This window comes from Nocardioides sp. (genome assembly GCF_050699375.1).
Classification (GTDB): domain Bacteria; phylum Actinomycetota; class Actinomycetes; order Propionibacteriales; family Nocardioidaceae; genus Nocardioides.
On the sequence record NZ_JBOHDN010000107.1, the window covers coordinates 1 to 12212 of the forward strand.

The 12212-nt window shown below is 69.4% G+C and carries 9 protein-coding genes; 3 read left to right on the forward strand and 6 right to left on the reverse strand.

Translation table 11 applies throughout. From position 1 onward, the window contains the following. Positions 1 to 456 (reverse strand): sigma-70 family RNA polymerase sigma factor (locus ACRDPS_RS07850; protein WP_431501070.1); only part of this gene is annotated, 456 nt, incomplete at its 3' end. An 82-nt stretch (positions 457 to 538) separates the two neighbouring features. Here ACRDPS_RS07850 and ACRDPS_RS07855 point away from each other — a divergent pair. Further along, on the forward strand, positions 539 to 1486 hold the full coding sequence (locus ACRDPS_RS07855) for an NAD-dependent epimerase/dehydratase family protein (RefSeq protein ID WP_431501071.1): 948 nt from the start codon (positions 539 to 541) through the stop codon (positions 1484 to 1486). Positions 1487 to 1521: 35 nt separating this feature from the next. Further along, positions 1522 to 1974, forward strand: coding sequence for a PaaI family thioesterase (locus ACRDPS_RS07860; RefSeq protein ID WP_431501077.1), 453 nt, complete (start codon positions 1522 to 1524; stop codon positions 1972 to 1974). Positions 1975 to 2056: 82 nt separating this feature from the next. Here ACRDPS_RS07860 and tuf read toward each other — a convergent pair whose 3' ends face one another. From tuf to ACRDPS_RS07885, 5 genes are all read right to left on the reverse strand, one after another. Further along, a complete protein-coding gene (gene tuf / locus ACRDPS_RS07865) occupies positions 2057 to 3244 on the reverse strand; it encodes an elongation factor Tu (RefSeq protein ID WP_431501072.1) in 1188 nt (395 codons plus the stop codon). Between the two features lie 394 nt (positions 3245 to 3638). Continuing rightward, positions 3639 to 5924 carry an FdhF/YdeP family oxidoreductase gene (locus ACRDPS_RS07870; protein WP_431501073.1) on the reverse strand — a complete coding sequence of 762 codons (2286 nt, stop codon included), beginning with the start codon at positions 5922 to 5924 and terminating at the stop codon, positions 3639 to 3641. Positions 5925 to 5934: 10 nt separating this feature from the next. Next, positions 5935 to 8547: an ABC transporter permease gene (locus tag ACRDPS_RS07875; protein ID WP_431501074.1), complete on the reverse strand. Its 2613-nt coding sequence runs from the start codon at positions 8545 to 8547 to the stop codon at positions 5935 to 5937. Between the two features lie 163 nt (positions 8548 to 8710). Continuing rightward, positions 8711 to 9469 (reverse strand): ABC transporter ATP-binding protein, encoded by a 759-nt coding sequence (locus ACRDPS_RS07880; RefSeq protein ID WP_431501078.1) that lies wholly within the window; start codon positions 9467 to 9469, stop codon positions 8711 to 8713. Positions 9470 to 9686: 217 nt separating this feature from the next. Next, the gene (locus ACRDPS_RS07885) at positions 9687 to 10181 is read right to left on the reverse strand and encodes a beta-class carbonic anhydrase (protein ID WP_431501075.1); all 495 of its coding nucleotides are present in this window, start codon (positions 10179 to 10181) and stop codon (positions 9687 to 9689) included. A gap of 61 nt (positions 10182 to 10242) precedes the next feature. On the opposite strand from ACRDPS_RS07885, the gene ACRDPS_RS07890 reads away from it, so the two are divergent. Further along, positions 10243 to 12212, forward strand: a 1970-nt coding sequence (locus tag ACRDPS_RS07890; protein WP_431501076.1) for a M3 family metallopeptidase, incomplete at its 3' end; no start/stop codon positions are given.

The following is a 12212-nucleotide window of genomic DNA, read 5'->3' on the forward strand; positions in this document are numbered from 1 at the left end:
GCGGGCCCGGGTGAAGATCTGGCGACAGTTGGTCGCGCTCTTGTCGACCACGGTCGCGATGTCTTCGTAGTCATAGCCCATCACCTCGCGCAGCACGAACACCGCACGCTCCACGGCCGTGAGCGACTCGAGCAGGACCAGGAAAGCGGTGCTCACCGTCTCGTCGAGGTCGATCCGGTGCGCGGGGTCGGCGTCGTCGACCAGGATCGGCTCGGGGAGCCACGGCCCGACGTACTGCTCGCGGCGGTGGCGGGCCGATCGCAGGGTGTCGATGGCGATCCGGGTCGTGACCGTGGTGGCGTAGGCGTCGAGGTTGTCGACCTTCTCGGTGCTGCGATGCATCCTCAGGAACGCTTCCTGCACGATGTCCTCGGCTTCGGCGACGCTCCCGAGCATCCGGTAGGCGATCGAGAACATCAGCGGTCGGAGCCCGTCGTGGGCGGTTGCGAGGTCCACGACCGAAGAACCTTACGCCGGCTGTCACACCGGCGCAGGGTGTTTCGTCGGTGGGATCGAACATCGACGAGAGGAACAGGCAATGCGAATCTTCATCGCAGGGGGAACCGGGGCGGTCGGCAGCCGGATGGTGCCGCTGCTGGTGGCCGCCGGACACGAGGTCTACGGCTCGACCCGCCACGACGCGGGGTGCGACGCCCTCGCCGCCATGGGCGCGACCGGGATCGTGATGGACCCGCTGAGTGCGCCGAGCGTCCAGGACGCCGTCGCGAAGGCCGGGCCTGATGTCATCGTGCACCAGCTCACCGCGCTCGGCGGGCTCAGCGGAAACCTGAAGAAGTGGGACCAGGAGTTCGCGCTGACCAACCGGCTGCGCATCGAGGGCACCGACCACCTGCTGGCGGCCGCCCGGGCCAGCGGCGTGCGCCGGTTCGTCGCGCAGAGCTTCGGTGGTGGCTGGGCCAACGAGCGCACAGGTGGCTGGGTCAAGGACGAGACGACCCCGCTCATCGCCGACCCGGGCAAGGAGGCGCGCGGCACCCTGGCCGCGATCCGGCACCTGGAGGAGACCGTGACCTCCGCGACGGACCTCGAGGGGATCGTGCTCCGCTACGGCAACTTCTACGGGCCCGGCAACGCGACCTCCCGCGAGGGAGCCCTCGGCGAGATGTTGCGCAAGGGCAAGATGCCGGTGGTCGGCGGTGGGACCGGAGTGTGGTCGTTCGTCCACATCGACGACGTGGCCGCAGCGACCGTCGCGGCGCTCGACCGAGGCGCCCCCGGCGTCTACAACATCGTCGACGACGAGCCCGCGCCGGTGAACCAGTGGATCCCGTTCCTGGCCGAGCAGGTCGGCGGGCGGAACCCGATGCGGCTCCCCGCGTGGGTGGCCCGGCCGCTGATCGGCGAGTTCGGGGTCGCGCTGATGATCTCGGTGCGCGGATCCTCCAACGCCAAGGCCAGGCGGGAGCTCGGATGGGCACCGTCCTACGCCACCTGGCGCGAGGGGTTCCGGACCGGGATCGGCTGACGGCACCCACGAGTGGTTATGGTGACGCGGTGAAGATGATCGCGTTGCAGGACGAGTGGTGGCCGACGATGACCTGCTTCGGGTGCGGGCCTGCGAACGCGGACGGGCTCAGGCTGAAGAGCTACCCCCAGCTGGACGGGAGCGTGACCGCGACCTTCCAGCCGTGGCCGCAGCACGACAACGGCGGCGGTTTCCTCAACGGCGGGATCATCGCGACCCTCCTCGACTGCCACAGCGCCGCGGCGGTGCACCAGGAGGCCTTCCTGAGCGGCTGGATGCCTGCCGAGGGTCAGTCGCTGGCCTATGTGACGGCCGGGATCGACGTACGCTATCGCCGGCCGGCGCCGCTGAAGGAGCCCGTCACGCTCGTCGCCTCCGCCAAGGACGCCAGCGAGGACCAGATCACCGCGGTGGTGCGGATGGAGTGGGACGGGAAGGTCCGCGCCGAGGGCGAGGCGCTGTGGAAGCGCTGGCGTCCCCGCGACTGAGACAAGGAGGAACGGCCCCCACCAGGTGAGGGCCGTTCCCTTCTCAGTCGAACATCGTGATCGAGCAGCTCAGTCGACCAGCTCAGTCGAGCAGCTCGGTCACGGTGCCGGCCGCGACGGTGTGACCGCCCTCGCGGACGGCGAAGCCGAGGCCGACGTCCATCGCGATCGGCTTCTCCAGCTCCACTCCGAGCTCGATCGTGTCGCCGGGCATGACCATGGCGATCTCACCCAGGTCGATCCCGCCGGGCACGTCCGTCGTACGGAAGTAGAACTGCGGGCGGTAGTCCGCGGCGAACGGAGTGTGCCGACCACCCTCGGCCGTGGACAGCGCGTGCAGGTTCGCCCGGAACCTCCGGTGCGGCCGTACGCTGCCGGGCAGGGCCACCACCTGGCCGCGACGGACCTCGTCGCGCTTGACGCCGCGCAGCAGCACCGCCGCGTTGTCGCCCGCGTCCGCGGACTCCAGCGACTTGCCGAACGTCTCGAGCCCGATCGCCGTGCTGGTGAGCGTCGCGCCGAGGCCGACGACCTCGACCGCGTCGCCGACCTTCAGCGACCCGCGCTCGACGGCACCGGTGACCACCGTGCCGCGGCCGGTGATGGTGACCACGTTCTCGATCGGCATCAGGAACGGCTCACCGAGCTCACGCTCCGGCACCGGTACGTAGCCGTCGACCGCGTCCAGCAGCTCACCGATCGCCGTGGTCCACGTCGGGTCGCCCTCCAGCGCCTTCAGTCCGGACACGCGAACGACCGGTACGTCCTCGCCGGGGAACCCGTACTCGGAGAGGAGGTCACGGACCTCCAGCTCGACCAGGTCGAGCAGCTCCGGGTCGTCGACCATGTCCGCCTTGTTCAGGGCGACCACCAGGTACGGCACGCCCACCCGGTGCGCGAGCAGGACGTGCTCGCGCGTCTGAGGCATCGCGCCGTCCTGGGCGGAGACGACCAGGATCGCCGCGTCGACCTGGGCCGCGCCGGTGATCATGTTCTTCACGTAGTCGGCGTGCCCGGGCATGTCCACGTGTGCGTAGTGCCGGGTCGCGGTCTCGTACTGCACGTGGGAGATGTTGATCGTGATCCCGCGCTGCAGCTCCTCCGGAGCACGGTCGATGCCGTCGAAGGCGACGAAGTCGTTCACGCTCGGGTCGCGCTCGGCGAGCACCTTGGTGATCGCCGCGGTCAGGGTGGTCTTGCCGTGGTCGACGTGACCCATCGTCCCGATGTTGAGGTGCGGCTTGGTCCGCACGAACTGGCTCTTGGCCATGAGAGATCCTTTTTCCGTCAGAAGATTTCGGGGTGAGCCAGGACCCTCCGGCGAGCCTCCACAGCGCTGTCACCGCGTAGAGGGGGCCGGTTCGGGCCACCCTCCTCCGCGGGTCCTGCTGGGCAGGAGGAGGGTCAGCTTCGAGCGCCGGTGCAATCGACTGACGGTGCCCACGTGGGAGCGCCCGTCAGGCTCTTGCCTGACAGGTCGATCTCGGAAACCACGCGGAACATGCGCATCACGATAGGTGTCAACAGCGGCCCCGGCAAAGTAATTCCGGACGGCCGAGGCATCCCGGCGGGTGACTCCCCGCAACCTGCCGACTCGCCGCGGACTGACGTGACTCATCGCCGAGTCGGCGCGTTAGGACGAGCCGACTCGGCGGGGGTTGTGGTCAGGACGAGCCGACTCGGCGGGGGTTGTGGTCGAGGCGTACGACGATCGACTTCGAGGTCGGGGTGCGGCTGCCGTCGGCGTAGGAGTCGAGGGGGATGAGGACGTTCGTCTCCGGGAAGTAGGCCGCGGCGCTGCCGCGAGGCGTGGCATAGGCGACGACACGGAAGCCCTCGGCGCGGCGCTCGCCGTCGGTCCAGACCGAGATGATGTCGACCGTCTGGCCGTCGTCGATGCCGAGCTCGAGGAGATCCTCGGGGTTGACGAAGACCACGTGACGCCCGCCCTTGATGCCGCGGTAGCGGTCGTCGTAGCCGTAGACGGTGGTGTTGAACTGGTCGTGCGAGCGCAGGGTCTGCAGCAGCAGGTGTCCTGGGGGAGTCGAGACGGCGCTCAGCGGGTTGGCGGTGACCCGGGCGCGCCCGGTGGCCGTGTTGAACGTACGCGAGTCGCGGGGGCCGTTGGGCAGGGCGAAGCCGCCGGGCGCCTTCAGCCGGGTCTCGAAGTCCTCGAAGCCGGGGATCACCGCGGAGATGTGCCAGCGGATCCGGGAGTAGTCAAGGCCCATCGAGACCCAGTCGATGCCTTCGCTGGAGCCGAACATCGCGTCGCCGAGAGCGCAGATGATGGCGACCTCGCTGCGAAGCTTCTTCGAACCCGGCAGCAGCCGGCCGTGCGAGGTGTGGACCATGCCCATCGAGTCCTCGACGGTGACGTACTGCTCCCGGCCACCGGTCTCGTCCCTCTCGGTGCGGCCCAGGCAGGGCAGGATCAGCGCTTCACGGCCGTGATGGACGTGGCTGCGGTTGAGCTTGGTCGAGATCTGGACGGTGAGACCCACGTTGGCCAGCGCGGCGGTGGTGACCGCCGTGTCGGGGGTCGCCGCGGCGAAGTTGCCACCGAGGGCGACGAAGACGTCGACCGCACCGTCGCGCATCGCCTCGATCGTCGCGACCGTGTCGAAGCCGTCCTCGAGGGGCGGGGTGATGCCGAACTCGTCCCGGAGCGCGTCGAGGAACCATGACGGCGGCTTCTCCCACACACCCATCGTCCGGTCGCCCTGAACGTTGGAGTGACCGCGGATCGGCGAGGCACCAGCGCCGGGCTTGCCGATGTTGCCGCGCAGCAGCAGGAAGGAGGCGATCTCGCGGATCGTCGCGACGGCGTTCTTGTGCTGGGTCAGGCCCATGGCCCAGCACACGATGATGCGCTCGCGGCCCTCCACCAGATCGGCGAGGTCCTCGATCTCCTGCCGGGAGATCCCGCTCAGTCGTGAGATCTCGTCCCACTCCATCGCGGCCCACGCCTCGGCGGCGACCTCGAACCCGTCGGTGTGCTCCTCCAGGAACGGATGGTCGACGGCATCGCGGGAGACGAGCGCCTTGTTGATCCCGGCGAACAGGGCCAGGTCGCCGTTGACCTGAACGGGCACGTGCAGGTCGGCCAGCTTGGTGCCGACGCCCGAGACGCCGCGCAGCGTCTGGGGGTTGCGGAAGCGTCCGAGGCCGGCTTCCTCGAGCGGGTTGACCGACACCACGGCGGCGCCGTGCTGCTTGGCCGACTCGAGCGCGGTCAGCATCCGCGGGTGGTTGGTGCCAGGGTTCTGGCCGACCACGAGGATCAGGTCGGAATGCTCGGCGATGTCGTCGTACGTGACGGTGCCCTTGCCGATCCCGAGGACTTCGCCCAGCGCGGCGCCGCTGGACTCGTGGCACATGTTGGAGCAGTCCGGCAGGTTGTTGGTGCCCAGTCGCCGGGCGAGCAGCTGATAGGCGAAGGCGGCCTCGTTGGACGCACGGCCGGAGGTGTAGAAGACGGAGCGGTCCGGGTCGGTCCGGCGCATCCTGTCCGCGACCAGATCGATCGCCTCGGCCCAGGGGATGGGGGAGTAGTGGGTCGCACCAGGGGCGAGGTACATCGGCTCGGTCAGCCGGCCCTGCGACTCCAACCAGTGGTCGTCGCGCTCGCGGAGCGAGGCCACCGAGTGCGTCTCGAAGAAGCCGCGGTCGACCCGCTTGCGGGTCGCCTCCCAGGCGACCGCCTTGGCGCCGTTCTCGCAGAACTCGGCCGCCTTGCGGTGGTCGGGGTCCGGCCACGCGCACGAGGGACAGTCGAAGCCGCCGACCTGGTTGACCTTCAGCAGCGTCTGCAGGCTGCGCTTGGGACCCATCTCGCGCAGGGCGTACTCCATCGAGTGCGCCACCCCCGGAATCCCGACCGCGGCCGTCTCCGGCTCGCCGACGCGGAGGGAGGGTTCGGGCAGGTCTGTCGGGTGCTCGGTGCTCACCCCCAGCAGGCTACTCCGTGGCGATGGCCTTGAGGACGTCTTCGCGCCCGGCGCGGACAGCGGGGACGACCGCGGCCAGGACGCCGACGACCACAGCGACCCCCATGAAGGCGGCCAGCTGGTCGAACGGCACCCAGAGGCTGGAGAGATCCTCGCGCAGGGCGTCGCGCAGGAGTACGCCGAAGAGGACCCCGAGCCCGAGCCCGAGGACCGCCCCGAGCACCGCGATCGTGACGGACTCCAGGGTGATCATCCGGCGGAGCTGGCCACGGGAGAGCCCGATGGCACGCAGCAGGCCGATCTCGCGGGTGCGCTCGATGACACTGAGGCCGAGGGTGTTCACGATCCCGATCACGGCTATGACGATCGCCAGGGCGAGCAGGCCGTAGATCATGTAGAGCAGCTGGTTGACCTGGCCCTTGATCGAGGCAGCGAACTCGTCCTTGTCCTGCACCGCGACGATCGGACGGTCCTCGATCAGCTTGTCGAGGCGGTCGTGGACGGTGGCCGGGTCGGCGCCGCGCGCCAGCACGATGCTGAGTGCGGAGTCCTCCCGAGGTGCCTTCGCCTCGACGAGATCCTCGATGCGCATCGTGATGTCACCGGTCACCTGGGTCGGCGCGATGATCCCGCTGATCTGCGGGTGCTGCTGGCGGCCGCTGCGGAAGGTGAGGTCGATGCGGTCACCGAGCTGCCACTTGTGCTCCTTCGCGGCCTCGTCGGTCACCAGCACCTGGCCGGGCTTGACGTCCTCGCTGCCCTCGAGCACCTCCAGGTCGTAGATCCGCGGCAGGTGCTCGTCGACGCCGAAGAGGAGCTCGGCGTCGTTCTTCTTCGGGTTGCGCAGGTCGACCTTGCCGACGACGGCCTGCGCGATCCGGGAGCGGGAGACGGTGGCGACACCCTCGACCTTCTCCATCTCGTCTCCGATCGAGGCCGGGAACGGAGTGAAGGTCGGGCTCTGCACGACCAGGTCGGGCTTGAACTGCTCCTCGACCACGTCGGAGATCGAGGCGTTCATCGACGCCGCGAGCACCCCGATCAGCGAGACCAGGGCCAGGCCGATCATCAGCGCCGACGCGGTTGCGCCCGTACGCCGCGGATCCCGCATCGCGTTCTGCCCGGCCAGCTTGCCGGTCATCCCGAAGACCAGGCCGCTGACCGTACGCAGCGCCGCCAGCACCGGGCGGCCGAGGAACGCGCTGATCCAGGCGACCGAGAGGATCGAGACCCCGGCCCCGACGCCCACCCACAGCGCCGGGCTCGTCGGCACCTGGATCCCTCCGGGCAGGTCGATGTCCGGGACCCCGATCCGTGGCACCGCGGCGAGGGCGAGCCCGCCGGCCAGGAGCACGAGCCCCACCGACGTACGCAGGATGGTGGATCTCGCCGGAGGCTGGGTGTCCTCGCGCATGGCGGCGACCGGCGGGACCTTCGCCGCCCGGCGGGACGGAAGGAGTGCCGCCGCGAGCGTGACGAGCACGCCCACGGCGTAGGAGACCCAGATCGTGCGTGGGGTGAGGACCAGGACGTCGGAGGCGATCTCGAGCCCGGCCTGGCGGAACGCGGAGGCCAGGCCGTGGGCGAGCGCCCAGCCCGCGAGGATCCCGAGGGTGGCCGCGACCAGCGCCATCACCAGCGCCTCGAAGAGCACCGAGACGGTCACCTGGCCGCGCGAGGCGCCCAGAGCCCGGAGCAGTGCCAGCTGCCGGGAGCGCTGCGCGATCAGGATCGAGAAGGTGTTGACGATGATGAACCCTCCGACGATCACCGCGATCACCGCGAAGACGATCAGGAAGACCGAGATCACGTCGAGGAAGTCGCCGATGGCGTCCTCGGACTCGGAGACGACCCGGTCACCGGTGACTGCCTCGAAGCCGTCGGGGACGACGGTGCTCGCGGCCTCGACCAGCTCCTTCTGCGTGACACCCGGCGCGGCCGTCAGCGACACCCCGGAGTAGGTGTCCTCGCCCTCGGTGAACAGGCTCTGGGCACCCTCGGTGCTGAAGAGGAGCAGCTGGGCGCCGGCGGTGCCGCCGCCGTTGAACGAGGCGATCCCGGTGAGGGTGACCTTGCGGCGGGTCTCGCCCTGCGGAGCGATCAGGGTGACGGTGTCGTCGACCCGGTAGCCGGCCTTCTCGGCGGTCGCCTCGTCGAGGACGATCTCCTTCGTCGTACGCGCCCAACGTCCCTCGTCGAGCTCGAGCATCGGCTCGCCGAGCAGGTTGGGCGAGCCGGTGTGGTTGAAGGCGAGCGTCGGAGCGCCCGAGCTGCTGACCAGCTGCCCATCGGTGTTGAGCACGAAGACCCCGGACCCCTGGACCTGGCCGTCGGCGCGGGCCACCTCCGGCAGCGTACGCAGCCTCTCGATGGCTCCTGGTTTCAGCGACGCAGCGCCGCCACCGCCGGGGCGGGCGGCGCTCTCGGCTGCCGTGCCGCTGTTGGTCGGGCGGACCTGGGCATCGGGCGTGGAGCCGTTGATGATCCCGGAGAAGGTGCGGTCCAGGCCGTGGGAGAAGGTGAGTACGCCGGCCAGGAAGGCCACGCCCAGCACGATCGCGAGCGTCGACATGAGCAGGCGCACCTTGTGCGCGGCGAGGTTGCGCAGCGTCAGCCGGAGCACGCCGCCACCTCCCCGCTTCGCGGGGTCACTCCCTCGCTCGGCACGAGCGGACGAGCAAGCTCGCCGCTCGACCTCGCTCCGGTCGTCGCCGTTGCGCAGGCGCCAGAGTACGGACGTGGCGGCGTGCCGATTGTCTGGTTCACTCGCTGACGCTCGTTCACCCTCAGGCGCCCTCGCCGATCAGTCCCATCGCCCGCGCCTGCAGGTCGGCCATGTGGGCCAGGATCTGCTCCCGGTTCGGCCGGGCCAGCTCGTCGACGACGCGCCCGTCGGCCAGGAAGATCACCCGGTCGCAGTAGGAGGCGGCGACCGGGTCGTGGGAGACCATGACGATGGTCTGGCCGAGATCGTCGACGCTGTGGCGCAGGAAGTCGAGAACCTGGGCGGCCGAGGTGGAGTCGAGGTTGCCGGTCGGCTCGTCGGCGAAGACGATGTCGGGTTTGGAGACGAGCGCCCGGGCACACGCCACCCGCTGCTGCTGCCCGCCGGAGAGCTCGCTCGGCTTGTGCTCGAGTCGCGGACGCAGGTCGAGGGTGTCGATGACCTTGTCGAACCACTCCGGGTCAGGCCTCTTCCGGGCCAAGGAGAGCGGCAGCAGGATGTTCTCCTGCGCGGTCAGGGTCGGGACCAGGTTGAACGCCTGGAAGACGAACCCGATGTTGTCGCGCCTCAGCGCGGTGAGACGACGGTCGCGCAGCTTGCTCAGCCGGCGGCCGTTGACCACCGCCTCGCCCGTGGTGGGCTTGTCGAGCGCGGCCAGGCAGTGCATCAGCGTCGACTTGCCCGAGCCCGACGGGCCCATGATGGCGGTGAACTGACCTGCGTACAGATCGAGGCTCACGCCGTCGAGTGCGCGGACCTCGGCATCACCCTTGCCGTAGGTCTTGTGAAGGTCGATCGCCTGCGCGGCGATGTCACGGATTGCCGGGTCCTGCTGTGCCGGGTCGGTGAGGGTCACGGCTCAACTGTTGCCTACGGGTGGTTGGGGCGCATGTGTTTTCTCAGCGGGTTGGGGCGCATGTGTTTCTCGGCGTGGATCTCGACCCGCTTCGCGGGTTCGCAGGCTCACCCGCTGCGCTGGCTCGATCTCCTCGCGTTACGACCCTGCTCGCTTCGCTCGCACGGTCGTAGGCTCGGACTCAGATCTTCTGGTTGAGGAGCCCCGTGTCGACGTCGTAGATGAACCCGCCGACCTTGACCTCGTCGGGGACGAACGGGTGCGAGCGGACCTTGGCGACGTCCTCGGCCAGCGCGCGGACCTGGTCGTCGACGACGTGCAGGTGGAGCCAGGAGGCGTCTTGGCCCGCGGACTCGGCGAGCTTGGCACGCAGCTCGGCCTCGGTCTGGGACGCGACCGCGCAGCGGGTGTGCGGGACGACCAGGATGCGCTGGACGTTGAGGAGGTGCACGCCGAGCACCAGCGCCTCCATCGCCTGCGGCGTGATCCGGCCACCGGGGTTGCGGAAGATCTTGGCGTCACCGTGGGCGAGGCCCAACATCGCGAGCGGGTCGATGCGCGAGTCCATGCAGGTCACGATCGCGACCCCGGCATGGGCGACACCGTCGAAGCCGGTCTCGGTGAAGGTCTCGGCGTAGGTCTGGTTCGCGGCGAGGAGGTCATCGAAGTCCGACATGATGCCAAGGTAGCCGATATCCACGGGCTCGATCCGAGGTGTGTCAGATAGCGTGCGCGATGTGATCAACGCCCTACTCGAGCCCAGCGACCTGCCCCACCGTCTGCCCCGCTTCGCGGACATCGCGATCGAGGACTACGGCCCGGCGATCGAGCAGGGGATGACCGAGCAGCTGGAGGCGTTGGCCGCCATCACATCCTCGCCGCAGGAGCCGACGCTCGAGAACACCCTCGTCGCCCTGGAACGCTCCGGTGAGCGCTTGGACCGGGTCCTGAGGGTCTTCTTCTCGCTGCTCTCCGCGGACTCGTCCGATGCCTTGGACGATCTCCATGCTGCGTACGCTCCCAGGCTTGCCGCCCACCAGGACGCACTCCTGCTCGACGACGCTCTCTTCGCGCGCGTGAACGCGGTCTTCGACAAGCGGGCGGATCTGGAGGGGGAGGACCGCTATCTGGTCGAGCGCTACCACCACGACTTCGTGCTCGCGGGTGCGGCGCTCGGTCCGGTGGAGAAGGCGCGGTTGCGCGAGCTCAACCAGGAGATCTCCGGGCTGGAGGCCGCCTTCGGGCAGGCCTCGCAGGCGGACTCCAACGATCTCGCCGTCGTTGTCGACACCGTCGAGGAGCTCGCCGGCCTGACCCCGGGCGAGATATCGGCGGCCTCCGCTGCCGCTGAAGGGCGGGGGCTCGAGGGCAAGTTCCTGATCACGCTGACCCTGTTCACCGCCCACCCCTACCTCTCGGTGCTGGAGAACCGCGACCTGCGCAAGCGGCTCTTCGAGGCGCAGATCGCCCGCGGCTCGCGCGGCAACGAGAACGACACCCGTGCGATCGCCCTCGACGCGCTGCGGCTGCGCGCGGAGAAGGCACGGCTGCTCGGGTTCGACAGCTATGCCGGGCTCGTGACGGCCGACAACACCGCCGGTACGCCGAAGGCGGTGCGCGACATGCTGGAGCGGCTCGCCGCGCCGGCGGCCCGCAACGCGAGGGCCGAGCAGGACGCTCTCCAGGCCTCGGCCGCCCCAGAGATCGGACAGGGCCCGATCGAGGCCTGGGACTGGCCCTACTACGCCGAGAAGGTCAGGGTCTCCGAGTACGACGTCGATCTGGCCGTGCTGCGGCCGTGGTTCGAGGCCGACCGGGTGCTCCACGACGGGGTCTTCTACGCCGCCGAGCGGCTCTATGGGCTGACCTTCGTGGAGCGGCCCGACCTGCGGGGCTATCACCCCGAGGTCCGTGTCTTCGAGGTCTCCCGCGACGGCGAGCCGATCGGGCTCTTCCTGCTCGACCTCTACACCCGTGACTCGAAGAAGGGCGGTGCCTGGATGAACTCCTACGTCACCGCCAACACGCTCCTGGGCGAGTCGTCGGCGATCGTGACCAACAACCTCAACGTGCCCAGGCCCGCGCCGGGGGAGCCGACGCTGCTCACGTTCGACCAGGTCAACACGCTCTTCCACGAGTTCGGGCACGCGCTTCACGGGCTGCTCGCGCGGGCGACCTATCCGCGGTTCGCGGCGACCTCGGTCTACCGCGACTTCGTCGAGTACCCGTCCCAGGTCAACGAGATGTGGATGCTGTGGCCCGAGGTGCTGGCCAACTACGCGGTCCATCACGAGACCGGCGATCCGATCCCGGCCGACGTGCTCGGCAAGCTCGAGGCCTCCGCCACCTTCAACGAGGGGTTCGCGACCTCGGAATACCTCGCGGCCGCGCTCATCGACCTGGCCTGGCACGAGCTGGCTCCCGATGATGTGCCGACCTCGCCGGACGCGGTGGGGGACTTCGAGGCGGCCGCGCTCGCGGCCGCCGGGCTGGACAATCCGGCCGTGCGGGCGCGCTACTACACCGCGTACTTCAAGCACATCTTCGGCGGCAACGCCTCCGCCTACTACTCCTACATCAGGTCCGAGGTCCTCGACGCCGACACGGTGGCGTGGTTCAAGGAGAACGGTGGCCTGACCAGGGAGAACGGCGAGGCGTACGTCCGTCATGTGATCGGGATCGGCGGCACCCGCGACCCACTGGAGTC

Bases quoted from the DNA above. Each gene is read 5' to 3' on its own strand.
- ACRDPS_RS07885 (WP_431501075.1), bottom strand. From the start codon at position 10,181: ATGTCGGACTTCGATGACCTCCTCGCCGCGAACCAGACCTACGCCGAG.
- ACRDPS_RS07860 (WP_431501077.1), top strand. From the start codon at position 1,522: ATGATCGCGTTGCAGGACGAGTGGTGGCCGACGATGACCTGCTTCGGG.
- ACRDPS_RS07855 (WP_431501071.1), top strand. From the start codon at position 539: ATGCGAATCTTCATCGCAGGGGGAACCGGGGCGGTCGGCAGCCGGATG.
- tuf (WP_431501072.1), bottom strand. From the start codon at position 3,244: ATGGCCAAGAGCCAGTTCGTGCGGACCAAGCCGCACCTCAACATCGGG.